Consider the following 25,668-nt stretch of genomic DNA (forward strand, 5'->3'; position numbering starts at 1 on the left):
TTGATGGCTGATGGATTTAAATATGAGATGCTTCGACAGGCTCAGCATGACATTGCGAATGCTAAATGTTTTAAAAGTCTATGAATAACTTTTTACTTGGTTCTTTTTATTTGGTTCTTGAGATACTTCTTCATTTTCACTTCAATTTCAGAACCTTCTGCGAGCATGACAGAGATGGGTTTTTGATGATTTAAATATTCAAAATCATTTCCGTAGACTGTTTGAAAATCTATTTCAAGCTGATGATTTTTGACTACATAATACTCCCATTTTGGATGACAGACTTCATATTCTGAAGTTTTATTTTCTTTTTTTGTGAAACCGTAATAATGTTCGGTAATGAATTCAAATTCTGAATTGCTTTCCATTTTTAAAGGTACATTTTCCGCAGTGATTTCTATAGAATGCCAGGTTTTATCTTTCCAAGAATATTTTATTAACAATTCTTCGCCTTTTTGATGAATTTTATTTTTCATCGGCATGGTTTTATAATGTTCTTTGTAAACTGAATTGGCAACAAAACTTAAAGACGGTTTTGGAACAATTTCTTTGATGAAAACTACCCCTCTTTTCCATTCATCTCCTTCTTTTTTCTTTACATAAAATCTTAAATTAACTTCTTCAAAGTTTCTGTGAAAAGGAATGGAAAGTCCGAGTAATTTGGTATTTAAAAACATAAATCCGACTAAACTTACATAACATTTTCCTTGATAGAAGTCCAGTTCTGTACCTTTTGGAAGGTATTTTTCTAAGATTTTAGGATTGATTTCGTAATTGATGATGGCTAATTTTCGCCATTCGGCTTTTAGGAATTTCATTGTTTTGGTTGTTTGTTGTTAGTTGATGGGTTTTGTTTTTAATAGGATTTCATCCTATCCTTGTTTAAATCGTCCCTTTGGGACTCATGATTGATTCTGCGGTTTCTTTAATTAATTTGTTTCGTTCTAAGAGGAATTTTTTCATATAATTTTTAAGATAGATTGTGTTGAAGATTTTTCCGATCATTCCGAAAGGTGATTCGAATTCAAGAATATCTGTTATGATTGTGTTTTTACCTTCCTGTCTGAAAATATGCTGATGTTTCATCGATTTAAAAACGCCTTTCTGCATAACATCGGTGAAATGATAAGGTTTATTCATAATGATAATTTTCGTGGTTAATGTTTGATAGACGCCTAGATGTTTTGCTCTCCAAGTGACGGATTTTCCTTCTTCAATGAGTCCGGAAGTTCTTCCTGCGATTGCCTTTTCGTTCGTTTTAGAAGTTGATTTCTGATGCAAATCGATGTCTCTTGATAAATCGAAAACGACCTGGATATCCGCTTTGATGGTTGTGTTTAAAATTATTTTTGACATCAGTTGGTTTTATAGTTGACGGTTTTTGGTTGTTAGTTGATCTTGATTTATTGTTGGTGATTTGTTATTGATGTGTTGTTGATGTTGTCGATGTTGTTGTGTTGTCGGCGATAGGATTTCATCCTATCCTTTAGAAGGTCGTCCCTTCGGGACTCTTTGTTGTTTTTATTTGTTTAATAAGATTAATGTAATTGAAACTGTGGTTCTGAAAATTATCCAGGAAAATGTAGGAAGGAAGTTTAATTTTAATATTTTACATCTTCGAATGTGTTCCAGAAACATAATGAATACAACGATTCCAAAATAAATTATTGAAGAAACCGGATTTAGATCTAAAAATAAAGCGGGAATTAAAAGTAATGTTCCGATGAGAGAAACAGTCATCATATTTCCGAGATAATTCCATGTTTTATCTTTTAAATAAAATTTTAAAAATACAATCTGCCAAACGATTTGTCCGATACAAATTGCAAATTCTCTCCAGAAATTCTGAGTTAAACCTAATCCTAATTTTGTTGAAAATATACTTAAAGTAGATCCTGAGAAAATCACAACAAAAGCAAGGTAAGCTAATCTGTATTTTAAATTAAAATCCGGAATGCAGGCTTCTTCCGTATTATCTTTTTTTGAAGGGATAATCTGTTTTCTGTTGTAAGAAAAGAAAGAATACAGCTTTTTGAAAAACCAGTACAAAGGCTGTATTCTGGCTATCTTTTCTAATATCGGAAATGAGTTTCCGATGATTAACAACAAACTATCCAGACCGTAAATCACTTTATTTTTTTCATGATCGACTAATGCGATTTCGTTTTTTGCACGATGAAAATCAATCAGGTTTTTATTCCTTAAACTCATATCTGTAAAGGCTTCTCTTCCATTTTCATCCAACATTCCCGATTTAATGAAACCTTTAGAATAGATGTTACACATCGGGCATTCGTTATCATAGATTAAGGTATGCTTTTTAAGTGTTTTCATGATTAAGATGTTTAGAATGAGTGTTTTTTAAATCAAAAAAGCTTATCAATAGTGACTGTATCATCAGGATGGGAGAAAGAAAAAGCCATGACATCATCATTAGTTCAAAAATATCCTTAATCGTACCGTTATTATCACGGATATCCAATGATATTAGGCAAAGCCACGTTAAAAAACCAATCACCACGTACGTTGAAAGAAAAATATACACTTTCCTTGAATCGGTCTTCATGTACTTTTTACTATTAAATTTTATTAAATTTAGGGAATACTGAAAAATGGCGATCAGAAAAAACTCAATAATCAATGCCATCAATATAAAATCTAGTCCCGTAACCATTACGATGAATAAAGTCACTACAAAAAGTAGAATTAGAGTTTTCTGAATGTTTACGTGGTATTTTAAAAGCGTTTTCATGGTTATTCATTTTTAAAGGTTCAAAAAACCTCCTCTCGTTCTTTTGTTCCGGATCTTAAAGGTGAAATACATCCAGATTTTAAATATCAGTGTTTTCATTTTTAATGATTTTGTCTTTATTCATGGCGTGTTTGCGACCTTTTAAGAACAGTAGTAAATTCAGAAGCATCATTATTCCAAGATAAATAGAGAATCCGCCAATCTTTTTGCTTAAGGCAACGACTAATCTTTCTACTGTTTCAATCTGAAAAAATTCAATTATACATAAGGCAAAACCAATATTTAAAAGGTAAAAACCGATCTTAAAGAGTGAATTGGTTGCCATTGCGATATCTTCTTTCTGATGAAAAATATCGATCATAAAAGTTTTAGAATTCTTAAAAAGAAACTGTGAAACAAAAATCGTGAGCATAATGACAATCGGTAAGTAAATCATGTACGCAGAAAAGTTGTAGGTGGCTGTGGTTAAAACTGTTGCATTCATAGTGTTATTATTTTATAGTTAATTTTTTTCTTAAAAAGTAAAGGGTAAAAATATTCATGAAGTGTAAAAAACAGAGAATCAAAGTGATGTATCCAATTCTGATGGCTGTGACCGACAGCAGCTGTTCCATAGAATTTACCTTATCCCAACTTGCCAGATTAATGGCGATGTAGCCGAGATTTATCAGGTAATAGCATCCTAAAAGTATTCTGTTGATTGTCAGACAAAGATTGGCATCGTGAATAAGATAATTCAGATAATACTTCCCGGCGTTGTAGCACCTTCTTCCCACATCGATCGTGATATACGAACTGATGCAAAGAAAAAGTAGGTATGAAATAATATTGAACATTTTATAAATATTATATTTTCAATAATTTTTGAAACATAGATTCAAAAAAATTTATTCTGCTATCTTATTTTGTTTCATCGTTTCAATGAGATAAAAACCATAAATCAAATAATAGATATTAAAAAGCATACCTCCAATTCCCATAAAATATGTTGCAAATTCCATGTTGGAATCAACTGTTAAAGAAGTTATGCCATATAAAATGAGAAAAAACAGAATAACTCCGAAGAAATAATAGCGGTGAAACTTGCTTGCAACAAGGGAAATTCTCAGTAGAAAGCCCAGCAAATTTGAAGCTCCAATAAAGAAAAGTGCAATAAAAAATTCTGACCCTTCAGTTAAAACAACCCATACAAGGCTTACAAAGGTTAATAGAGTCTGAAATATCACTTCTGTTTTTAAAATATTCAGTTTCATGTTTCAAAGTTTTTAATATTATTATATTTTCAGTATTTATTGAAAGTTTATTTGAAATAAAAAAGGATTTTGAAGTCCTTTAGATTTTATTCTTTTTTCTATAATTAATTATATTTGACACGATATCAAAATTACAAGTCCCATCATAAACCGTATCAGATTTTCCTTTGTACTTAAAGATAAAGCTATCAACAGATGTACATCCTCTATCTTTATGAATGTGGCGAATTTTATTTTCTAAGTTAACAAAATATGCCCATGTCTTTTTATCAATTTTCCGTAAATGATCATCTTTTTTAACAAAATATTCATTTCCCTTATTCAGTATAGTTATTGAATCTTCATTCAAATGAAAGCACCCACTGGATCTATATTTTAATTGAACTTCTTCATTTTTAATATTTTCAAAGACTAAATTTTTAATTTTTTCATTTAGCCGATCGGGATTTAAACTTATCCTGTATGTTCTGGAATCATCAACTGTGATATTCGTTTTAATTTGTTTTCCGAAAATACTTTCATAAACAAATGAATACTTCCCTTCTTTTATACTGTCAATTTTGATGTTTCTTTCTAAACCACCAATTGGAAAATCAGATTTTAATATTTTAAAAATGTTATTGTCCTTATAAATTTCTACCTTAGATAAATCATGGTAAGACGTATTATATTTATCTAAATTTTCAATGTGAATATCAAAATTTGCGATAACATTTTTCTGACAACCAATCAAAAATATCAATGCAAATATTATGGACAAATATTTTCTCATTAATTATTTCAATAAATTGGTAATCTTACCTACTAACCAATGATCATCACTTTTAATCGCAAGATCCATAATATTGTTGATTTTCCCTGTTACAGAACTGAAATCGTTCATCAGCTTAATAAATTCTTGGGCTTCTTCTGAATCTTTATCCTCAATATTTTTAAGCTCATCCAGGAAAGAAATAACGGGTTCAATTTCTCTTTTTCTGCGCTCCTTAGTGATTTGCTTGAATAAATACCATACATCTTTTTCCGCTACAAAATATTCTTTTCTGTCACCTTTTATCAGTTCCTTTTTTACAATTCCCCAATCCATCAATCCTCGAAGATTCATATTCGCATTTCCTCTCGAAATCTCCAGCTGCTCCATCACCTCATCGGTAGAAAGGGCTCTGTTGCTTGCCAAAAGCAGAGCATGAACCTGCGCCATTGTACGATTGATTCCCCAATTGGTCGCGAACGTTCCCCAAGTCTGGATGTATTTTTCTTTAGCTTCTGAAAGTTGCATTTTATCTTAACTTTAATTTCTGATACAAATGTAATTATAATTTTTGAACTTTCAATAATTTTTGAAAATAAAATTTAATAAAATCAATTTTTTGTTATTTGTCACATAATAGAAATACATTTGCACTGTTAAAATTATAAACCTTGAGAAAAAGTCTGCTTCTTATACTTTTCTTGTTCCTTCATTCTATTATGAAAGGTCAGGGAACACATCTTCAGGTTTACAATACAGACAACGGATTGCCACAGAACAGTGTAAAAGATATTATAAAAGATAAGTATGGATTTATTTGGCTTACCACTGAAAACGGGATTGTGCGATATGACGGCAGCAGTTTTTTAATCTATAAAAATTTTCCGTTGAACAGTCAGCGATTTACCCATTTTTATGGAAATGTTGAAAATGACAGTATTTTTACAACCGGAGAATATGAAAAAAATATTTTGCTGCATGACAAATTTCCGAAAATCACTCCTATAAAGAACCATTCTACTGTTGTTTACAGAAATAAAAAAAAGTATCTCCTTTCCTGTTCGCATTACAGTTTCGCCTCAACGGGAATCGGTTTTTTCATGAATGTTGCAAACGGAAGATATTTTTTGCTGGATAATGTATTGATTTATTCGGATTCTCGATCGAAAAGAGAGCAAAGATTAAATATAAAGCCGCTTTATAAAAATGCTTCCACAATTTTTGCACTCAACGATTTATTGTTTCATGTAGATCCTATAACGAAAAATATTATTACTATAAAAGACGGGAAAATCATCGGTTTTTTTAAAAATTCTCTGTTATCGGATCATAAAACCAGGATTTTTTGGAGCCAGATCAATCATCAGCTTTTTGCGATGAATCGAGGAACAATTTATATCTGTCAATATCAGGATAATCAGTTGAAATTATCAAAACTTATTACTCTACAGGATGTTAAGGACGAAAATTTCATGAGTATTTATTTTGACAAGAAATACAAAAAGCTATATTTGGGAAGCAGCATTGATGGGTTACGAATCCTGAGTTTTCAGGATTTCACTACTGTAAAACGACCCTCACCCAACCATGAATCTGTCTTTTATTCTATTTTACCTTACAGCGATTCTTCCGTCATCACAACATTTGGAGAGGTTTATAGTCATAATGGTCTTTTAGAAAATAAAAATTTTAAAAATAGTTCTCCCTATTTTTTAGATCGTGAAAAGAATGGAAACATCATATATCTTCATGAAGATCATATTACGGTTTATTCAAAAACATCAGGTACTGAAAAAATTGTACAGACAAAAAACCTTTTATTAAAAGATTTTTTCATCAGTAATCATCAATATTTTGCGCTTTTTAAAGATATAAAAAACCCTGATGGCCCCGAGTTCAATGGCGTTTTAGCAATTTATAAAGATCAAACTTTCAACGCTGTAGAGAAAAAGATTTTTTTTAAAAGTGAACCTACCAAATTCATCAGACTGGATCAGGAATACATATTGGTTGGTACTGTAAAATGTTTATATAAAATATCATTAAAGACGAATAAAATTTACAAACTAACTGGAAATAAGGAATTATCGGTCAGAAATATAATTAAAACCAAAGATGGAAATATATGGATAACCACCTTAGGACAAGGATTTTATCTATTAAAAAACGACCACATTATAAAGATGCCTTATGATTCGGATGGTAATATTTCATCATCGCACACCCTTTTGGAAGATGTTAAAGGATTTTTCTGGATTTCTACCAATAACGGCTTATATAAGGTTTTGGAAACAGAACTTCTGAAATATGCACAAAATAAAAAACACAGAATTTATTACTACAGGTTTTCTAAAGATGCAGGTTTTAATACCAATGAATTTAACGGCGGCAGCAACATCGCAGGAAACCAACTGAAAAACGGAGAATTTGTACTGCCTTCTCTTAATGGTCTTATTTTCTTTGATCCTTTAAAAATCAAAAGTTTCTATCCTGAAAATTTCTATATAGAAAGGGCGCTGGTCGACAATAAAGAGAAAAATTTTAAAGAAAAAATATACCTCAGCCAGGAATCCAATCGTTTGGACTTGTTTATTGATGTTCCTTACTATTCAAATCTTGATAATGTGGTGATAGAAGCCAAACTGAGTGATTTTCCGAACGCAAAATGGGAAAATATAGGGAAAGACAGAAAATTTTCTGTTTCCAATCTAGGGTATGGCCATCACACTTTTATGGTTAGAATGCTTGTCTCGGATGACGGAAAATTTATCTATAAAAAGATTAAAATCATTATTCCACCTTACTTTTATCAAACATTTTGGTTTAAAATATTTCTAACAGGATTATTCTGTCTATTCATTTACTTTCTGGTAAAATGGAGAATAAGCTTTCTTCAAAAGAAAAATCATGAACTGGAAGAGATTGTAAATTCCAGAACAAAAATTCTGTCTGATACCGTAGAAAAGCTTGAGGTCACCAAAGGAAAACTTCACAAAGAAATTGAGCAGCAAAAGAAATTAATTGGAACTATTACGCATGATATCACAACTCCGGTGAAGTTTATTGCGCTTACCGCCAAGGAAATTCTGGATCAGGAAAATTTTGATGAAAAACGGGCCGGGAAAATTCTTAATTCCATTTACAAATCTTCGGATCAGCTGTATAATTTTACGATGACTTTAAAAGAATATGCAGATATCTACAGCCATCATATTTTGGATAAAACTGAACTTTATTCACTGTTTCAACTGATAGATGAGAAAAAAATTCTTTTTGATGAAATTGCAGAAAAAAATAATACCCTGATTCAAAATAATGTTGATGAATCTTTGCAATTGTGGATCAGTAAAAATATTTTATCGGCCATTGTACATAATTTGATCGATAATTCTGTTAAATTCACAAAAAACGGAACAATAACCATTGAAAACTCTATTGAAAAAGAAAATATTATTCTGAAAATTACCGACGCCGGAATCGGAATGGATGAAAAGAAAATTGAATATTATACAAGACTTCAGGACAATATTGAAAATGAAAAGCTATTATTGCAAAAATATGGTATGGGATTACATCTCGTTCTTCAACTGCTGCAAATGATCGGAGGAAAAATTATCTTCACAAAAAACGAACCTCAGGGAACTTCTTTCAAACTGATTTTATCAAATAAAAAAAATGAGTAAAAACATTCTTATAGCCGATGATCACGATATTGTATTGGTAGGAACCACCATGATTCTGGAAGCAAGAATTCAGGATGCGGAAATAGATCAGGCGGAAGATTATCCGGAAACTTTAGAAAAAATTTCGCAAAAAAAATATGATCTTGTAATTCTGGACATCAATATGCCGGAAAGCAGGAATAAAAAAATGATTTCAGAGATAAAAGCGATTGATCCTGATATCAAAATCCTGATCTTCTCTGCATACGAAGAAGAAATTGCAGCTCAATATATCCGAGAAGGGGCGAACGGATACGTAAGTAAACTAAGTAAATCCGACGAGATTTCGGAAGCTGTGAAAAAAATATTTTCTGACGGATATTATTATCCTTCAGCTCTTGTTAATCAACTCATGAATGAATCGTCATTAGATTTAATTAAAAATTTGTCGGAGAGGGAGTATGAAATTTTCATACTTCTGGCAAAAGGAAACGGTAATCTGGAAATATCCAATACCATGAATATCCAAATGCCTACGATAAGCACCTATAAAAAAAGAATCCACATTAAGCTAAAAACCAAAAACATAGCAGATCTTATCAGGCTTTATCAAACCTATATTTCCTGAAATCTGTTTGTTTGAGTACAACTTGTAAAAATTTTTCTACATGTTCTTTTATTTTTTTCTACAAAAGCTTTTATTTTTTGAAGAAAAAAATCTATAATTTTGGATTATGATTAAAAATTAAATATTAATATTAGTTAATATACCAAAAAATTAATATTAAAAAACGATACAAATTAATAATTAAATAAATTCACATTTCTAAATTAATTATTAATTGAATTGAAAATCCTAATCAGCTAAAAAATAAAATACATGTCAAAAAATTTCAAAAAAGTATGGCAGGCCATCGCTCTGCTCAGTTCTTCCATTGCCTTTTCTCAAGCAGGAAATGTTGGAATAAATACTGAAAATCCAGGATCCACGATGGATGTCAACGGATCTTTGGCAGCCAAATACAATTCCGTAACTGCGAGTGTTTACAATCTGTCAGCTACAGATTTCCATTTATCATACAAGGGAACATCAAATGCTACATTCAATCTTCCGGCAGCAATCAGCGGAAACGGAAATTTTAAAGGACGAATGTACACGATTAAAAACAACACGAATTTCATTATTACCATCAACGCTGCAGGTTCTGAAACAATAAATGGAAACGCAACGGTTTCAGTACCGGCAAATCAAAGTGTACAGCTCATAAATACAGGGCTTACAGGAGCTAATCCGACCTGGGAACTGGTTATGTCCGGATCTTCCTCCACCGGTGACTACATTATTGTAAAACCGGCAGCTTCTCAGTCCATCACTACGGGATCAGATGTAACATTCGGTTCTTTAATTGCTTCAAATAATATCACTTACAATACAGGAGTTTTTAATTTGAAAGCGGGCAAAACTTATATTCTTCGCTGCCAGCTTCATGCTACGGAGTTTTCTATTGCCAACGGCTATGCTGCCTATCAATGGGTAGATGCTTCAAATAACTCTCCGCTTCCTACTACCACCTTAGGAGTTGTAGATGCACTTAATAATTATCCTGCCTCTTCAATAGGCGGTCAGCCTGAAGCGTACGCCATTTACAAACCCGCCACAGATACATCAGTAAAAGTAAGAATAGAAACAGGTGGAGGAACAGCATTATTGCATGGATCTATAGGTTTTATGTCTATTACGGAGCTTTCAGGCGGTAACGGCAGTGGCGGAACAACAATCATCAATAATAATATCACAGCAAGTAACGGGACCAGTATGTCGGGCTCTGATGTAAGACTAGGTGGAACTCTTTCACAGGCAACAAATATTGACAACGCAGGAAATAACCTGAGCATCAACGGAACCGGAAAAGTTTTGCTCGGCACCAATACAGTTCCTACGGGAGCTTCTAACGCTAAAATTGTGATCGATAACGGTACTGCAAACGGAGCTTTACAAATTAAAGATGGAACCCAGCAATTAGGTTATGTCCTTACAAGTGATGCCAATGGTCTTGCGACATGGTCTTCTACAGTTACCACAGCATTTGCTGATAACTGGACTTCTTATAATGGAACATTAACGAACCCATTTACAGGAGCTTCAGGCGGTGATAATCTTCCTACCGGAATATCCGTTACAATTCCTGCCAAAGGATGGTATTTTTTCCGTTCAGGACTTACTCTTACTTCAACCTGTAATGATTATTGGTTTTATATACCAGGTATTGGAGATGTGTGGAAATCTTATTGCGGAACTTCCAGTCCGGATCCTGTTAACTTTATTCCCCGGGATCAAAACAAAGTACTGTATTTCCCTGCACCCGGTACTTATCCTGTAGTTGCCCATAAAACCAATTATATAGTACCAACAGGCTTTAACGGAGGAAATCCTGTATTTTATTTAGACTTTGTAAAATTCCAAAATTAATCAAATCTAATTTTTTTGAATTAATAATATGAAAATACATTTTATTTTTATACTCCTATTATTTTCGGGAATCGCATTGTACTCACAAACCGGAAATATAGGCATCGACAATCCATCTCCCGGCAGCAAACTTACCGTGAACGGCTCATTTGCGGCCACATACAGACAGGTTTCTACAAGCGAAACAGTTGGAATTAATGATTATTATGTAGCTTATAATGGCGGAACAAATGGAACTTTAACCTTACCCGCAGCTATAAACGGATCTGGAAATTTTATTGGAAGAACGTATCATTTTAAAAATACAGGTACAGCAACACTTTCAATAATCACAAGCGGAGCAGAGCTCATCGATAATCAAAGCGGAGCTGGTATTTCATCCGTAGATGTACCGGCAGGTTACTACGCATTTTTCATCAGCAAAGGAACCACCACAGGAACGACCTGGGAACTTATTTTACTTTCAAGTTCGGATAATCTTCCCGCTGCCGCATCCACTTATGCATTTTCTACGGTAAGCACAACTACGAGACAGACTCTTCCTGCCACAACAGGTCCATATATCGGTTCAGAAATCACTTATCCGCAGGGAACTGTACTCAATACCGGAAATGCATTAAATACATCTACAGGTCGTTTTACGGCACCTACAAACGGCTATTATATGTTTTACGGTTCCACCCAATTTGACAACAGCTTGGTTTCAGGGACTCCAACATTTAATTTTACCGTGCTTTATCTTATTAAGAATTTCAGCACAACTCCCAATAATGTGTTGGTGCAGTCCTTTCAGCCCAATCCAGGATCTCTTGTAGGAGTAAATGTTTCATGCATTACCTATCTAAATGCCGGAGAAACCGTTAGCATGGCAGGGGTTGCTGCAGTATCGAGCGGTAATGTTTACCAAGTAGTTGTAAGTTCTTTATACGGATATAAAATTGCCAACTAAATGATTTTCAACTAAAAAAAATAAAAAAGTGCAAAAATTGCTTAAAATCTTCCCTTCTTATATAATCTTTTAAAATGATCTTACATGTGATGAGAGAAAACAGTTCCCCAATAAGAAGGGATTTTATATACAGGAACGGCAGGCATTCATACGATTGCCCGCCGTCTTTTTTGTAATCCCAATCATTTTTAGAGATTCTACCCTGTCTACTGTATCTTCGTTATTTTTTTATTAAATTCTGAATTTCTCTTAAGCTTTTGATCTGAAATAAATCAATGTTGAATTTTTGCATTAATTCCTTCATTCCAAAACTGTGCTTCAGGCATATAATATAAATAGATGCTACTTGCTTTTCCTGTATATTCTCCTGCAAATTCCACCTTCAAATCCAGATTAATGGTTTTCGTTTCATTGGCATCAAAATGTTCCCAATATAAGACCAGATAATTATTAAAAATCTCAAAATAAGAAACCTGTTTTTTATCCAGCATATCTTTCAGCAAAGCATTTTGTAAAGTCAGTCCGGCAGGAATTCCGATCTTTGCCGTCACCATCGGCAGCGGATTGTTTATTTTATTTTTAACCGTCACCGTCATTCGGTTGGTCTCTCCTACTTTAGAAACTTCAGATTTCAGTTTTGTCTCCAATATTAAAGGAATATCTTTGCTTTTTGGTGCTTTTAAACTGTAATACTGATATTCTAATTTATAAGGCAACCCCTTCTGAGAAGGATAATCAATCATGATTTCGTTTTTCCCAACTTTAAAAGCTGATGCAACATTTGAACCCGGCAAAATCTCGGCTTTATTGACTTTAATTTTGGGCTTTTCCGTTCCGTACATTTTTTCATTTTTCGAAAAGAATTCTGATAATACTTCCAATGCCAGACTTGTCGCCTGTGTCGACCCAAAACCGTAATATCCGTTATAACCGATTAGAACATCAGCAATATTCCTGATTTTAACCTCATTAAGTTTTGTATATTTCTGTAAAGCCATCATGTAAAGCGATAATGTTTCCGCTTTTGCAGACACTCCCCGAGAACCTGTGAAAGTAATGTCCGGATTTATATTTTGACTTTCAAACTGCTTGTCCAGCAGACTTACGATATCTTCATATTCTTTATTTTTATTAAGATTGTCTGAAACATTCGCCATTAAAGCCAACTGATAAGAGTCTTTTGTAGCCAAGGCTCTTTTTAAACTGATGGCATAAGCATCTTCAAGCTCGTTTTTAAAACCTAATTTTGACAATGCATACAGCACATACATATTTCTCGACCATGCAAACTCTGAATACGGACTGTTGATTTCGTAACTTTTCCTTACTTCAAAAATCCCGTTATACTTCTTCTTGGACAGAATAAAAGCCGTTAAATCCGTAATAATTTTCGGATCGATATCAACATATTTTTTCAGATCCATGAATTCCAGCAAAGCAAACGCAGAGACAGAAGCATCAGATTCGGAAGCGTTAAAATAACCAAAACCGCCATCTTTATTTTTATAGCTTAGCATTTTCTGGAAACCTTTTTTCATGTTTTTAATGACTAAACTTTCCGTTTCATTGTTGATTTTTTTCACTGATCTTAAATAGTCCAAAATAAAAACATTAGGATACACTGTGGACGACAACTGTTCAAAACAGCCGTAAGGTTCACGTTTTAAACGTTCCAGATCTTCAAAAAGCTGCAATGCAGAATTTTCAAAAACATAATAGGAAGCGGACAAACTTCTGTCGATAAATTCAGGAACATCGACTTCAATTTTTTCTGTTTTGTTATTAATGATTGAAAAATTATACGGAAACCCTTTTTCTTCAACTTTAAATGGCAAAATCATTGTCTCTCTGAAATTCTCCGATCTCACGATAAACTGAATATTGGAACTGATGATTTCGTCCGTGCGCATTCTCACCCATAATCTTCCGGATTCCAAAGGTTTCAGGGTAATTAAACTATCAGACTGCATCAGATTCACATGGTTCGGAACTACTACATTCATCGTCATCGTTTTGGTTTCAGAAGAATTATTTTTAATGACAACAGGAATGGTCATCTGGTCTGTTCTCGTCACATATTGCGGAATTTTAGCATCAATCGAAATGAGACTTTGGGCGGCATACGTCGTTTCATCCCTTCCCAAGAGCCCGGTTCCTGAAATTCCTTCAGTCAGAATCCTGAACGTTGTATTCGCATCAGAATTATAAAACTCCACTTTTGCCCTTCCGTTTTTGTCGGTTTCTACCACCGGATTCCAGTAAATTGTTTCCCTGTAATCGAATCGGTGCGAAGTATTTGTAGATTCATAAGCAGGATAAGAAAACGCTCTTCCCGAATTATAATAGGTAAGGCTGTCTCTGGGAATCGCCTTTACGGCAAAATAGGTTTTGGGAGTAATATCAAATTTAATATTAGCATTTCCCTGCTTTGTAGAAGTTACCAAAATCACTCCATTTGCTCCCTGGCTTCCATACAATGCCGCTGCAGCCGCATCTTTCAGAACGGTAATAGAATTGATATCCTGAGGATTGATATGGGTACTGAAGTTTTCCACCGGAACACCATCTACAACAAATAACGGACTTTTATTGGAAATAGAACGCGATCCACGGATCATAACATTCCCATTCATTTGATTACTTGCCTGCGAGATTTGAATCCCTGCAACCTTACCCGCCAAAGCACTGATATTTGGATTTAATATTTCTTCTGTTTTCACTAATGTGACAGAACTGGTAAGAGCGTCTCTTTTTTTCATTCCTAAAGCTCCGGTTATCACGACTTCCTGAAGATCCTTAGATTTTATCGTATCAGACATCCTGCCAACCGGTTTATTGGCTGTCTGGATTTTTTGAGTGACCTTCTGTACATCAACTTTTTCCTTTCCTTCACCGATCACTTCTTCAACATCCGCATTGTTTCCTTTTGGTTTTAAAGGATTAACATGTAATTTATAGGCTAAAATCCGTACATCAATTTTCTGTTTTGGCCGAAAAGATTTCGCAATAACCTTATAAGTGGTATAGTACTCAAGATCTGTAAAGTAAAACAGGCCGTCTTCACCTGTAAGCAGCTTTATTATTTTGCTTTTCCCGTTATAATTTTCTTCCAGGAGAAAAACCTCAGCCTTTACCGGCTTCTTATTTTCATCTTCCACAATTCCGTAGATGGGGTTTCTTTTTTCCGGCAGGTATTTGTAGGTATTGTTTTTCATCACATCAGGTGTCAGTTCAAAATATCTGTATCCGTTTGTCAGCATTACCAGATCGAGGCTTTTCTTTGCTTTGGCTTCTTTTTTATCAAAATAAAACTGTGGTTTTTCTATTTTTCCACGCAATTCAGAATCCATTAAAAGCCAGGAAATAATATGGTTCTGTTTATCATCAGCATACGTCCAGAGTTTATCGTCAACCACGCTTAAAGCAAGATTGGCAGGAACAGGTTTTCCGTTTTCATCGGTTGTTTCAATTTCTACAGCAACTTTCTCTCTTGGCAAATAATTCTGTTTTGAAGGTTTGATTTTCACTTTCATCTGTCGATCTTCATTCGTAAAAACAATACGCTCAGCCAACGGAATTTCATTTTCAAATACGGTAAATCTACAAATTCCGACCGGCAGTTTATTTTCAGGAATCTCTATTAAATTCTCGCCATTTTTCAATACAACCTGCTGATTATAAATTTCCTTACCTCTGAAATCTCCTTTAATGACAATACTTTTTTCTTCTTTAGCAATCAGTTTGAGTCGGATCTGGTTATTTTGCTTATCTGCATTAAAAACAATCCCTTCATTTTTAGCCACCGGAAGATTATACATCTTTGAAATATTTTCAGGTTTTATCACTCTAGCATAATAGATTTCCCCATTTTTAGGCATTAACAGAAAACTTCCCATTCCGAAATTGTACGCCGAAACTTCTTTTATTTTCTCATGATTTTGGTTGAAAATTTCTAATGTGGCATCCACAGGTTTTTCAAATTCATCTAAAATTTTAAAAGCTATATTCTGTTCAATTCCGTTGATGAAAGTTCCGCCTTCAGGCATAAATCTGATGTCCAAATTGTTCAATACAATCGGAATATTTCTGGAAATAGATTCTGTAAAACCATCAAAATTCACTTTAATATTCAGCAAAGCATCAGAAGTTTTTAAAATATCCGGAAGCTTGAATTTCAGTTGATTTTTTCCTTCTTTATCGGTTATCAGCTTTCCTTCCGAAACCTTTTCCCCATTATGTATCACGGTAAAATCGGCTTCATAAAAAGGAATCGGCAAATTGCTGAGGCTTCTCATCGAAAAATCTGCTATCACTTCATCTCCTGCTCCATAGCCTTTCTTTGGAAAATCCAGCTTCATCAAAATTCTTGGTGATACAATTTTTTGCAATGTAATTTCTTTTTCAAAAGCATTTTTTCCTTCTTCATTCTGCATCCAGCTTGTATAAGCTTTTATCTTGTAAATTCCTCCTTTCATTTCATTGGAAAAATAAAAGTAGCCTTCCGCATGACCATTATTTACTTCATATTTTGCCTTATTGACAATACTTCCGCTTGGATCAATCAGTTCAAAATTCACCACTTTACTCTCTTCCGCCGGAAGATTATTCTGGGCATTGATGACATAAATCTTGAAATCCATTGTTTCGCCGGGCTTGTAAAAAACATGACTTGTCTGGATATAGGTTTTCTCTTTCTGAAAATCTTCAGTCTGTGCGTTCAGAAATATGCCTGAAAACAAAAAAATAAATAGTAAATATACTTTGAAATTCATACGCTAAAATTTAAATGAAACCATACATCCATATGTTTTGTAGTTAGGAAGATTAAAAAAATCAAGCCCTCTTCCGTCCTCCAGATCATAGAAATTCTGATTAGAATCTGCTCCTTTATTGGCCTGCCAAAGAAGAATATTGTTTACATAAAAAGTAAGAGCCAGAGATGTCTTAGTTTGATTAATCGGAATATTCGCTGATAAAGAAATGCTGTTAATCCTTACATAATCTGCTTTTTGAACATAATTTTCCGCAACACCTAAATATCCGTACCTTGTCCATCTGTTTTCCGAAACGTTTTGATTGGGATTATAAAAATCAACAGGAATCTGGTTTGTATTTCCATTAGAATTAACTCCCTGAAATACATAATTTTTAATATTTCTTTCATCTCCCGAAGTTTTGGAACGTCCGTAATAATCGAGCACAGCCTCAGTTCCGTTCCACAATTGCCCGCCTTTTTTCCATTCCCAATTAATATCTAAAGTCAATCTTTTAAAAGTGAAATTATGGTTAAATTTCATCACAAAATCAGGAGTGGGATCTGCAATAATCTTCAATCCACCAGCCTTTTTGGGATAGCCGAATTCATCAATAATCAGTTCTCCTTTCCCATTTCTTTCAAAATAACTTCCCATCACAGCCCCTAAAACCTCACCCTGTGTTATTGTTTTATAAATATCATTAAACCCTGAAAGCGGTAAATTATTAAATCCATTTGCAACCCGATCCACAACGTCTTTATATTTAAAAAATGAAAATTTTTGCGTGCTGAAAAAATTGTCCCCGATTCTGAAATTGTTATAGGAAAAATTAACCTCATAACCACGGTATGTATGATCGGCCAGATTCTTTAATTTAAGTTGACTGTTTTCATAGATCGGAAAAATATCATTGAGGATCTTCCGGTTAAAATACTCTGCTTCCAGACTGATCCTATATCCTACATCCAGCTTAAATCCGTATTTCAATTCTCTCATATCTGTATTGGAAAGCCCTTTGAATGTTTCCACTTCATGGATCGGAAAATACTGGTGTACATTTTCTGCCTTTAATAAAGTTGTGGCATACGAAGCATAAGATCTCGTGATTTCGGGCTCCGAACTTAATTTGGTAAATGCTCCCACCGCTTTCAGATTAAAACGGCGCCAATTGAAAACATTCTCAAACGTGATATAAGCATTCGCTTTGGGCAGCCAGTATTTATTTTTATCCGAAGTATTCGAAATATAGAATGAATTGCCGAGATTTATTCCTATATCCAGATCATTCCCACGAATTTCTGCGTTGTAATTAAAAAGATAATCCTGAGAGGTTCTCTGGTAGATGTATTTCCTTTGGTTTAAGCTGTTAAAAATCTCAGACCTTTTATCATTTAAAATAAAATTAAGCCCGAAAGTATTCCTGAAATCGTAGTTGCCGAATGCATAGTTTCCCGAAATATTAGAATTATATAATGAGTTATTCTGCACTCTTTCGTTCCATAAGCCATTCTCGAACCCGTAGGTGGAAGGCTTATACTGATCGAAGTTCCGGAAGGTGTCGCTCTCGTATGATTGATTTATATTTAATTTGAAATTGCCAAAAGTCTTCGCCGCATTGATACTGAATTGTCTCCTGTTGCTGAGAAAATTGTATTTATTTTCCTGATCAAAAAGAAACAGCGGATTATCTGCAAAACGGCTGTAACTTCTCTGTAACCCATTTGACAAAAGCAGTTTCTGTGAATTTGAAAAAGAAACCGGAGTTAATAAAGAATTCTGATATACTCTGTTGAAAAACCCAATTCTATTGGCATTTGTCGCCTTATTTTCTTCATAATTAAACGCAAAACCCAAAGCAAAGCCGCTAAAATTGGCATTCAGCTTTGTTTTTAAAGAATTGATCAGATTAAACTGATCGGTAAAATACATCTGATCTTTTTGCTGGCCCAGATCCAATGACAAGCGGAACATTTCCAAGTACTCTTTTTTAATAAATGCATTAATTTTCAGTTGATTATTAAACCCGACTGTCGTTTTAAAAAGATCATTATCATAAGCTTTCGCCGGAGAAACTCCGTTTGAAAGATGGATAAGTCTTCCGTTCTGATCAAACTCATAAGGCTGATGATCGAATCCCAATGTAGAAATTTCGGAACCAAAGCTGAACATCTCATCCGTTTCCGGACCTTTCCAAACCAAAGCACCGTTTTCAGACCTTCCCTGTACAAATCTGTTTTGCATCTGAGGAATCGAATTTCTGGATTTAACATCAAAAGAACTCGTAAAAATACCATTGATAAATAGGCTTCGTTGATCAAGCTGTGTTAATTTATAAACCGTGTCATTCTTTTGTTTAATTTTTCTAATCTTGGTAATATAATTCACAGTATTTTTATAACCTAGTGCTCTGGATTTTTTAATACTGTACTGATCAACTTCTTTCTTAACGACCAGGCTATCATAAGCTTTACTGTAAATATTTTTTACCTGCTCGTTTTTCACCTGATTTCTGAGAATATCTTTCAGCTCCTTCAGATTATACGAATGTGTCACCAACTGATCTTTGCCGCTATTCCAAACCAGAGTATCGTAAGGCTTTGCTGCAATGATGGCAAGTCCTTCCTCGTCGGTCATTTCATAAACACCGCTGTTTTTATTGAAAATCTTCAAAAAATTCTGAGTTTTTCCTTTACGATCAAAGAATTTTCCGGAGTAATAAAGCTGGGAATCCTGGGCAAAAAAGCAGTTAGCCGCCAACAGCGGAATTATCAAATAAATCTTCTTCATGTCTTGTGATGATTAAAAAAAGACTGAAAAAGAAACTTCCGAAGAAAGTTTCTTTTTTCAGATTGTATATTGATGGTATTAGTTTTGAAAATTGTAATTATTTTTCAGGTAATTCCTGTTTCAGAAGCTTTTTCAGTTTTCTCTTTTCCTTTTTGGAAATATCTTTTGTTTCGACAACAATGGCTCCGTTTGCCGCTTTAGCTCCGAAAAGTGAAGTTGCTTTTTCATCTTTGAAAATACGCATCGATTCAATTTTTTTAGGATCAATTTTTCTTAAATGTTCCATGTTTGAAATTATTCCGTCAATCATAATCAAAGGATTCATATCAGATTTTAGGTAGTCTCTACAACTGATCGAGATATCTACTTTTCCTGAACCCATAGCTCCTGAAATTGAATTAATATCTATTCCTGAAGCAGCTCCACGAATGCGAATATTGTTAAAATTTTCTTTACTTCCAATTTTCTTTGCATATCCTGAATTCGCTACAATTGGTTTATCCGTACTCATGAAACCTTTATTATATGCTAAAATTTCCGGTTCTTTTGCCGACTGTTTCCAATCAAATCCGGCGGCAGGATAGGCTACTTCTGCGGTATCTGCAACGGCATTCAACTCAGACAGAGTTTTTTTTGATGAAGAGGATGCTGCTAAGGCATTCACCATGGAAGCTTTTTCCTTTCTGATACCCATCGCAATTACTTCTTCAATATTTTTTCTTCTTAAAGTATCTATTTTACCTTCTGCAACAGGAGGCGCCGCATCTTCATGAGCCTGAGGAGCTGCCACATCATAAGAAGGCAGAGATGGCGCTATATACGCTTCCGAATATATTTTCGGAGCTATCGGTTCGTAGGCTATAATCCCCGGAGAAGGCGGTAATATTTCGTTCTGAATATTTACTTTTACCGTACTGTCAATTTTTTGGATATGCTCAGGAACAGCAATTTCAATATGTTTTTGAGAAACCACATTTTGTGCAATGACAGATTTTGTTACAGCCCCACTATCATTTTTATTTGTAAAGTAGAAAATTCCGGAGCCTATCAGTAAGCTTGCAGCAATTCCGTAAGGAAACCACATCGGAATGATTTTCTTTTTTTCCTGTTTTTTGTCTAATCTTTCCTCCACTTTAGCCCAAACTTTATCAAACCCAGGAAAAGTCGCAGGTTCTTCCAAAGTCTTAGAAGCCTCGTTGAACGTTTTATCTATATTATTGTTTTCCATTGTTGTAAAAGTTTAAATGTTTTGATTTACCAAGAGCTCCTGAAGCTTTTTTCTGGCAAAATTGAGCTGAGATTTTGATGTTCCCTCACTGATAGAAAGCATGGTTGCAATCTCTTTGTGAGGATATCCTTCAATGGCAAAAAGGTTGAAAATTGCCCTGCAGCCTTCGGGCAGGAAATTGAGAAGGCTTAAAATATCTTTTTCAAACGACACATTCTCCAGTGTAGAATCTGAAGAAACTACATGATTTTCCTCTAAAGAAATGTGCAACGCTTTAGTAGCTCTCAGTTTCTGTAAACATTCATTAACGGCAATCTTTTTTGCCCACCCTTCAAAAACATCAGGATTCTGAAGCTGGCTGATTTTAGTAAAAATCTTATAAAAACTGTCTGCCAACACTTCTTCAATATCTTCATCATTTTTCAGATAACGCTTACACACCGAATACAGCTTTCCTGCCATCTTTTCGTAGACCTTCCGCTGTGCATTGCGGTCGTTCCGTTGACATTCTAATAGTAACTCTCGTTCCATAATCAGGCTTTATATTGGTATAGATGCAGAAAGTTTCAAATAGGTTGGAAACATGATAAACTTTTTTTAAAAATAATTGAAAATGCCGAATGGAGCAAATGATTGGAAAAGTGAAAATGCATTAATTAAGAAAGCCAAATTGTATAAAATTGACTCATATTTTAATAAATGCCTGCAACCCTAGCCCCGATTGCAGCATCTGTTTGAGCTCATTTCTTTTGGTTTCGGCGCGGCAGCTTCGCTGCCGCGCCGAAACCAAAAGAAATAGCGAGTGCGGAAAGCGGGAAAAAGCTTCAAATAAAATTTTCTCAACTTAAAATAATTTCCTTTTCATAAAAAACTCAATATTAGATTTAACCTTTTCCTTTGTAACATATCTGTAATATGAACGACTATTCATATAAATAATCTTTTACAGTAATGAAAAATACCAAAATTGCGTCATTACTTTTTGTTTTGTCTGCAGGAAGTATGATGTTTGCGCAGGATGACTTAATCAACAAGTTAAAAAGCAATCAGTCTCAAAATGCTAATTTCCAGTTTACCACACTGAAGGATGTAGGAGCCACATCGGTAAAAAATCAGGGTTCTTCAGGAACTTGCTGGAGCTATTCCGGGAATTCTTTCCTGGAGTCTGAAATGCAGAGAATGGGTAAAAAACCAGTCGATCTGGCAGAAATTTTTACTGCAAGAAATTCTTATCACGACAAAGCCAAACTGTATGTCCTCAATAATGGAGCCATCAGCTGGGGCGACGGTGGAGAGCTGCACGATGTTATCAATATGTATAAAAAATACGGAGCAGTTCCTCAAGATGTTTACACGGGATTAAAATCCGGACAAACGTTAAACAATTTCAGTGAAATGCAGGGAAAACTAAAGCCGGTTTTGGATAGTTTGGTGCAGGCTGCTTCAAAAGGAAAACTGAGTGACAACTGGATGTCTTCCGTAGATGCAATCCTGGATGAATATTTAGGAAAAGTTCCTTCAAACTTTACGTATGAAGGAAAAAATTATACTCCGCAGACTTTTGCCAAAGAAGTTGTAGGTATTAATCCTGATGATTATGTAGAGCTTTCTTCTTACAAAGATTATCCTTATTACCAAAAATTTGTAGTTCCGATTCCTGATAACTGGAGCCATGACACGGACTGGAATGTTCCTATGAAAGATCTTACCGCGATTATTGATAATGCTGTAAATAAGGGCTATTCTATCGGTTGGGCAACAGACGTTTCTGAACCTTATTTCTCTTACAAAAACGGGGTTGCATATGTTCCGGATATGGATTTGGATCAAATTACCAAAGAAAATAAAGGTAATTTATTCACAGAGCCGAAAAAGGACAAAACCATTACAGAAGATATGCGTCAGAAAGGATTAAACAACCTTTCTACTACCGATGACCACGGAATGCATATTGTAGGTCTGGCGAAAGATCAGTCTGGTAAAGAATATTATATGGTGAAGAACTCTTGGGGTGTAACGAATGATTTTGAAGGTTACATTTATGTGACAAGACCTTATGTTGAGTATAAATCGACTGCTATCCTTGTTCATAAAGATGCTCTTCCGAAAGCAATAAAAAAGCAGCTGAAACCAACTAAAAGTATTGGTATATAAGAATCACTTTTTGCCTCTAAAGGCATTTAGATATTTAAATCTGTTAAAAAAGCCACTTTCTGAATTTTTAGAAAGTGGTTTTGTTTTTTGCATTGGTAATCAATTATAATAAAAAAACTGCCTCAAGACATCATCCTGACGCAGTTCCGTTTAAAATAATTGATAGGTAAATTTAATATAAATATTGTGAACCGCCAATGTTTAATTTGTATGCTAGTGAATAGCGGAAACCAGCTTAGAAAAGTTGTAAAATAAAAACTGACTGCCTTACAAACGCATCATTTACAATTCACAATGTGTCTTTTTAATAAAGTGTTGTCATGCTTTCTGCTGAGAAATCCAAAAGCTCTTCCGTGTTCCCTTCTTTTACTTTTTTCACCCATTCCGGATCCTGTAAAAGCGCTCTTCCTACTGCGACTAAGTCGAAGTCTCCCCTTTCCAATCTTCTCGTTAATTCCGATAAATCGGCTTTCTCTGTTCCTTGTCCTGCAAAAGCAGCCATAAAATCTCCTTCAAGGCCTACAGAACCTACTGTGATAGTCGGCTGACCGGTAATTTTCTTCGCCCAACCTGCAAAATTTAAGTCAGAACCTTCGAATTCAGCTTCCCAAAAACGTCTTTGTGAACAGTGGAAAATATCTACTCCCGCTTCTTTTAACGGCAATAACCATTCTTCCATTTCTTCCGGAGTATTTGCTAATCTGGTGGAATAATCCTGCTGTTTCCACTGAGAAAGACGGATGATAATCGTAAAATATTCTCCCACCGCAGCTCTGATTGCTTTTACAACATCAATAGCAAACTTACTTCTCTCTTTTAAGGTTTTCCCACCGTATTCATCCGTTCTGGTATTGGTAACTTCCCAGAAAAACTGATCAATTAAATAGCCATGTGCTCCATGAATCTCCACCACATCAAAACCAAGATCTTTCGCAGATTTTGCAGAAGCGGCAAACTGAGCTATGGTATCCTGAATATCCTCCAATGTCATCGTAGAAGCCTTTTCCATTTCCACTAAAGGATATTCCGGTGAATTTCTTGTATCGCCAACATGCCATATCTGAGGACCCATTTTTCCGCCATTTTCATGAACAGCATCGATTACGTTTTTCCATCCGTTTAATGCTTCCGTTCCATAAAAATCGGGAACATTCTGAATATTTTTTGATGCAGGCCTGTTGATTACTGTTCCTTCAGAAATAATCAATCCTACTTCAGCCTCTGCTCTTCTCGCGTAATAATCGGCGATTTGCTGAGTGGGAACTCCGTTGTCAGATTGTGCTCTGGTCATTGGAGCCATTACGATTCTATTCTTTAGTTCTAAATTCTTGTATTTAAATGGTTTGAATAATGATTCTGTACTCATTTTTAATAATTTTAAAATTACTATTTTCAAATTGTTACACAAAGTAACTAATAATAGTTTGTATTTGTATCTCAAAAAGAAAAAAAGTAGTAACTTTGCAGTAACTTACATTAGTAACATTAAAGTAACACAGAGATTCTGTCCTGATATGAAAAAGAACGAATTAATGGCATACAGCTGTCCTTTGGGTAAGGCTATGTCTGCTTTAGGAAGCAAATGGAAACCTATTATTGTATTGGTCATTAAGGACCGAAAGTTACGTTTTGGAGAGCTTGCTGTGCGGATTAATGTAATTTCCAGGAAAGTACTGACAGATCAGCTAAGAGAAATGGAAGCTGATGGATTGATCATCCGTGAAGAGTTTAAGGAAATCCCTCCAAGAGTAGAATATTCTTTAACAGAAAAAGGATTGGCTCTGTTGCCGATTTTGTATCAATTAGAAGAATGGGAAAGGAAATATCATGTTTATGATCCGGAAAAAGCGAAGGATTGTAAGACGCTTTTGGAAGAGAAGAAAATAAAAAAGGCTGTCGTTTGACAGCCTTTTTTGGGTAGTCATTTCTTGATAAAAGACTATTTTATTTTAACTCTTTTTCGGACAGTATCAATTCAAATAATTAGCACAATTTTTTATCAATATGCTCTTCGAATCTAATCTTTATAGAATCATAAATTACCTGATTCCCAGTTTTTCCAACTATTGTTAGGCTTTAAAATAGGTTTCCAATAAGAAATATTTTTTGTTACTAAAATTTTAGAAATAAGTTTATACAACTCTTGTGTACTTGGCAAAGTATTAGATGTATAATGAAAATCATTAATAACCATTAATTTCTTAAGATGGTGAGGAATATATCTTTTAATTTCTTTTTCTGATGCTGAAATCAATATAGGATTTGTTTCATGATAATACCTTATTAAGCTACCAAAGTCAATCAATTTTTTAGGATTGTCATAATCCCTCAGCTTTATTCCAAGTTTTTCATAATCTTTATAATTATTATTAAATGGGACCCGTTTCCCCCGAACTTTTATTTCTTTAATATTATTTGAAATGAGCTCAAAACCTTCTAAATCAGTATTCCAATTTTTATTTTCAATTCTTCCATATTCATCTTCATCAATCAAAACAATATTACTAGTATTTGAAATATAATTTCTATCAGAATATCTATCTACATTATAATCAATGCAATTCCCAATATAATTAAGTTCAATTTCAGCTCTTGTAGCTCTATTTTGATAGCCACTCTTTTCAAATACGATTGCCCACTGATTTTCATCAGCGTACAAATGAATTCTGCTTCCTGCCGTTTCAAAATATCCATGCTCTAAATCAAGAAAAAAATTATATTTAATATCTTGTGGTCGAACCTTAGGATAATACTTGCTTGACTCACCTTTAAAAGCCTGATCCAATTGTTCCAAAATTTCACTTTCCGTATATGCCATGGAATATTTTTGCGATTTAATATTAGAAAAAATTAAAACCGATAGTAACATTAAAACTGATAGTAATCTCATGATAAATAATGATTG

General features: G+C 34.2%; 21 protein-coding genes. 6 read left to right on the forward strand and 15 right to left on the reverse strand.

Annotation, left to right across the window (positions count from 1 at the left end):
* Nucleotides 1-92 precede the first annotated feature (92 nt).
* The 9 genes from BUA89_RS20430 to BUA89_RS20470 all read right to left on the reverse strand — a co-directional run bounded on the left by BUA89_RS20430 (nt 93) and on the right by BUA89_RS20470 (nt 5,284).
* Nucleotides 93-818, reverse strand: a complete 726-nt coding sequence (locus tag BUA89_RS20430) for a YqjF family protein (RefSeq protein ID WP_072963232.1) — start codon at nt 816-818, stop codon at nt 93-95.
* 64 nt (nt 819-882) lie between these two features.
* Nucleotides 883-1,356 carry an SRPBCC family protein gene (locus BUA89_RS20435; RefSeq protein ID WP_072963236.1) on the reverse strand — a complete coding sequence of 158 codons (474 nt, stop codon included), beginning with the start codon at nt 1,354-1,356 and terminating at the stop codon, nt 883-885.
* A gap of 165 nt (nt 1,357-1,521) precedes the next feature.
* Complete coding sequence (locus BUA89_RS20440) at nt 1,522-2,334, reverse strand: DCC1-like thiol-disulfide oxidoreductase family protein (RefSeq protein ID WP_072963239.1); 813 nt, start codon at nt 2,332-2,334, stop codon at nt 1,522-1,524.
* Nucleotides 2,321-2,752, reverse strand: coding sequence for a hypothetical protein (locus BUA89_RS20445; protein ID WP_072963243.1), 432 nt, complete (start codon nt 2,750-2,752; stop codon nt 2,321-2,323). Before BUA89_RS20445 ends, BUA89_RS20440 begins: the two co-directional genes overlap by 14 nt.
* Nucleotides 2,753-2,831: 79 nt before the next feature.
* The gene (locus tag BUA89_RS20450; RefSeq protein WP_072963247.1) at nt 2,832-3,236 is read right to left on the reverse strand and encodes a hypothetical protein; all 405 of its coding nucleotides are present in this window, start codon (nt 3,234-3,236) and stop codon (nt 2,832-2,834) included.
* Nucleotides 3,237-3,243: 7 nt separating this feature from the next.
* The gene (locus tag BUA89_RS20455) at nt 3,244-3,588 is read right to left on the reverse strand and encodes a hypothetical protein (protein ID WP_072963251.1); all 345 of its coding nucleotides are present in this window, start codon (nt 3,586-3,588) and stop codon (nt 3,244-3,246) included.
* 51 nt (nt 3,589-3,639) lie between these two features.
* A complete protein-coding gene (locus BUA89_RS20460; RefSeq protein ID WP_072963254.1) occupies nt 3,640-4,005 on the reverse strand; it encodes a hypothetical protein in 366 nt (121 codons plus the stop codon).
* A gap of 79 nt (nt 4,006-4,084) precedes the next feature.
* Complete coding sequence (locus BUA89_RS20465; protein ID WP_143152411.1) at nt 4,085-4,777, reverse strand: hypothetical protein; 693 nt, start codon at nt 4,775-4,777, stop codon at nt 4,085-4,087.
* 3 nt (nt 4,778-4,780) lie between these two features.
* On the reverse strand, nt 4,781-5,284 hold the full coding sequence (locus BUA89_RS20470) for a GbsR/MarR family transcriptional regulator (protein ID WP_072963259.1): 504 nt from the start codon (nt 5,282-5,284) through the stop codon (nt 4,781-4,783).
* Between the two features lie 143 nt (nt 5,285-5,427).
* On the opposite strand from BUA89_RS20470, the gene BUA89_RS20475 reads away from it, so the two are divergent.
* The 4 genes from BUA89_RS20475 (at nt 5,428) to BUA89_RS20490 (ending at nt 11,837) form a co-directional block, all read left to right on the forward strand.
* Nucleotides 5,428-8,439 (forward strand): sensor histidine kinase, encoded by a 3,012-nt coding sequence (locus tag BUA89_RS20475; protein WP_228420648.1) that lies wholly within the window; start codon nt 5,428-5,430, stop codon nt 8,437-8,439.
* The gene (locus tag BUA89_RS20480; RefSeq protein ID WP_072963265.1) at nt 8,432-9,046 is read left to right on the forward strand and encodes a response regulator transcription factor; all 615 of its coding nucleotides are present in this window, start codon (nt 8,432-8,434) and stop codon (nt 9,044-9,046) included. Before BUA89_RS20475 ends, BUA89_RS20480 begins: the two co-directional genes overlap by 8 nt.
* A 252-nt stretch (nt 9,047-9,298) precedes the next feature.
* Nucleotides 9,299-10,888, forward strand: a complete 1,590-nt coding sequence (locus BUA89_RS20485) for an autotransporter outer membrane beta-barrel domain-containing protein (protein WP_072963268.1) — start codon at nt 9,299-9,301, stop codon at nt 10,886-10,888.
* Between the two features lie 28 nt (nt 10,889-10,916).
* Nucleotides 10,917-11,837 (forward strand): hypothetical protein, encoded by a 921-nt coding sequence (locus tag BUA89_RS20490; protein WP_072963271.1) that lies wholly within the window; start codon nt 10,917-10,919, stop codon nt 11,835-11,837.
* A 272-nt stretch (nt 11,838-12,109) separates the two neighbouring features.
* On the opposite strand, the gene BUA89_RS20495 is transcribed toward BUA89_RS20490, so the two are convergent.
* From BUA89_RS20495 to BUA89_RS20510, 4 genes are all read right to left on the reverse strand, one after another.
* Entirely contained in the window at nt 12,110-16,609 is a 4,500-nt protein-coding gene (locus tag BUA89_RS20495) for a TonB-dependent receptor plug domain-containing protein (RefSeq protein ID WP_072963274.1), read from the reverse strand.
* A gap of 3 nt (nt 16,610-16,612) precedes the next feature.
* A complete protein-coding gene (locus BUA89_RS20500; protein WP_072963277.1) occupies nt 16,613-19,381 on the reverse strand; it encodes a TonB-dependent receptor in 2,769 nt (922 codons plus the stop codon).
* Nucleotides 19,382-19,478: 97 nt separating this feature from the next.
* Nucleotides 19,479-20,609 (reverse strand): TonB-dependent receptor plug domain-containing protein, encoded by a 1,131-nt coding sequence (locus BUA89_RS20505; RefSeq protein WP_072963280.1) that lies wholly within the window; start codon nt 20,607-20,609, stop codon nt 19,479-19,481.
* A gap of 12 nt (nt 20,610-20,621) precedes the next feature.
* Nucleotides 20,622-21,140 carry an RNA polymerase sigma factor gene (locus tag BUA89_RS20510; RefSeq protein ID WP_072963283.1) on the reverse strand — a complete coding sequence of 173 codons (519 nt, stop codon included), beginning with the start codon at nt 21,138-21,140 and terminating at the stop codon, nt 20,622-20,624.
* Between the two features lie 420 nt (nt 21,141-21,560).
* On the opposite strand from BUA89_RS20510, the gene BUA89_RS20515 reads away from it, so the two are divergent.
* Nucleotides 21,561-22,763 carry a C1 family peptidase gene (locus BUA89_RS20515; RefSeq protein ID WP_072963286.1) on the forward strand — a complete coding sequence of 401 codons (1,203 nt, stop codon included), beginning with the start codon at nt 21,561-21,563 and terminating at the stop codon, nt 22,761-22,763.
* A 304-nt stretch (nt 22,764-23,067) separates the two neighbouring features.
* Here BUA89_RS20515 and BUA89_RS20520 read toward each other — a convergent pair whose 3' ends face one another.
* Nucleotides 23,068-24,129, reverse strand: coding sequence for an NADH:flavin oxidoreductase (locus BUA89_RS20520; RefSeq protein ID WP_072963290.1), 1,062 nt, complete (start codon nt 24,127-24,129; stop codon nt 23,068-23,070).
* A gap of 148 nt (nt 24,130-24,277) precedes the next feature.
* Between BUA89_RS20520 and BUA89_RS20525 the strand changes: the two genes are divergently transcribed.
* On the forward strand, nt 24,278-24,667 hold the full coding sequence (locus BUA89_RS20525) for a winged helix-turn-helix transcriptional regulator (RefSeq protein ID WP_072963357.1): 390 nt from the start codon (nt 24,278-24,280) through the stop codon (nt 24,665-24,667).
* A 128-nt stretch (nt 24,668-24,795) separates the two neighbouring features.
* On the opposite strand, the gene BUA89_RS20530 is transcribed toward BUA89_RS20525, so the two are convergent.
* A complete protein-coding gene (locus tag BUA89_RS20530) occupies nt 24,796-25,581 on the reverse strand; it encodes a DUF7003 family protein (RefSeq protein ID WP_072963293.1) in 786 nt (261 codons plus the stop codon).
* Nucleotides 25,582-25,668 lie beyond the last annotated feature (87 nt).

The organism is Chryseobacterium arachidis, from assembly GCF_900129245.1.
Taxonomy (GTDB): domain Bacteria; phylum Bacteroidota; class Bacteroidia; order Flavobacteriales; family Weeksellaceae; genus Chryseobacterium; species Chryseobacterium arachidis.

Excerpts from the sequence above, each read along its gene's own strand:
- BUA89_RS20430 (WP_072963232.1), bottom strand. The coding sequence starts at position 818 with ATGAAATTCCTAAAAGCCGAATGGCGAAAATTAGCCATCATCAATTAC.
- BUA89_RS20435 (WP_072963236.1), bottom strand. The coding sequence starts at position 1,356 with ATGTCAAAAATAATTTTAAACACAACCATCAAAGCGGATATCCAGGTC.
- BUA89_RS20440 (WP_072963239.1), bottom strand. The coding sequence starts at position 2,334 with ATGAAAACACTTAAAAAGCATACCTTAATCTATGATAACGAATGCCCG.
- BUA89_RS20445 (WP_072963243.1), bottom strand. The coding sequence starts at position 2,752 with ATGAAAACGCTTTTAAAATACCACGTAAACATTCAGAAAACTCTAATT.
- BUA89_RS20450 (WP_072963247.1), bottom strand. The coding sequence starts at position 3,236 with ATGAATGCAACAGTTTTAACCACAGCCACCTACAACTTTTCTGCGTAC.
- BUA89_RS20455 (WP_072963251.1), bottom strand. The coding sequence starts at position 3,588 with ATGTTCAATATTATTTCATACCTACTTTTTCTTTGCATCAGTTCGTAT.
- BUA89_RS20460 (WP_072963254.1), bottom strand. The coding sequence starts at position 4,005 with ATGAAACTGAATATTTTAAAAACAGAAGTGATATTTCAGACTCTATTA.
- BUA89_RS20465 (WP_143152411.1), bottom strand. The coding sequence starts at position 4,777 with ATGAGAAAATATTTGTCCATAATATTTGCATTGATATTTTTGATTGGT.
- BUA89_RS20470 (WP_072963259.1), bottom strand. The coding sequence starts at position 5,284 with ATGCAACTTTCAGAAGCTAAAGAAAAATACATCCAGACTTGGGGAACG.
- BUA89_RS20480 (WP_072963265.1), top strand. The coding sequence starts at position 8,432 with ATGAGTAAAAACATTCTTATAGCCGATGATCACGATATTGTATTGGTA.
- BUA89_RS20485 (WP_072963268.1), top strand. The coding sequence starts at position 9,299 with ATGTCAAAAAATTTCAAAAAAGTATGGCAGGCCATCGCTCTGCTCAGT.
- BUA89_RS20490 (WP_072963271.1), top strand. The coding sequence starts at position 10,917 with ATGAAAATACATTTTATTTTTATACTCCTATTATTTTCGGGAATCGCA.
- BUA89_RS20495 (WP_072963274.1), bottom strand. The coding sequence starts at position 16,609 with ATGAATTTCAAAGTATATTTACTATTTATTTTTTTGTTTTCAGGCATA.
- BUA89_RS20500 (WP_072963277.1), bottom strand. The coding sequence starts at position 19,381 with ATGAAGAAGATTTATTTGATAATTCCGCTGTTGGCGGCTAACTGCTTT.
- BUA89_RS20505 (WP_072963280.1), bottom strand. The coding sequence starts at position 20,609 with ATGGAAAACAATAATATAGATAAAACGTTCAACGAGGCTTCTAAGACT.
- BUA89_RS20510 (WP_072963283.1), bottom strand. The coding sequence starts at position 21,140 with ATGGAACGAGAGTTACTATTAGAATGTCAACGGAACGACCGCAATGCA.
- BUA89_RS20515 (WP_072963286.1), top strand. The coding sequence starts at position 21,561 with ATGAAAAATACCAAAATTGCGTCATTACTTTTTGTTTTGTCTGCAGGA.
- BUA89_RS20520 (WP_072963290.1), bottom strand. The coding sequence starts at position 24,129 with ATGAGTACAGAATCATTATTCAAACCATTTAAATACAAGAATTTAGAA.
- BUA89_RS20525 (WP_072963357.1), top strand. The coding sequence starts at position 24,278 with ATGAAAAAGAACGAATTAATGGCATACAGCTGTCCTTTGGGTAAGGCT.
- BUA89_RS20530 (WP_072963293.1), bottom strand. The coding sequence starts at position 25,581 with ATGGCATATACGGAAAGTGAAATTTTGGAACAATTGGATCAGGCTTTT.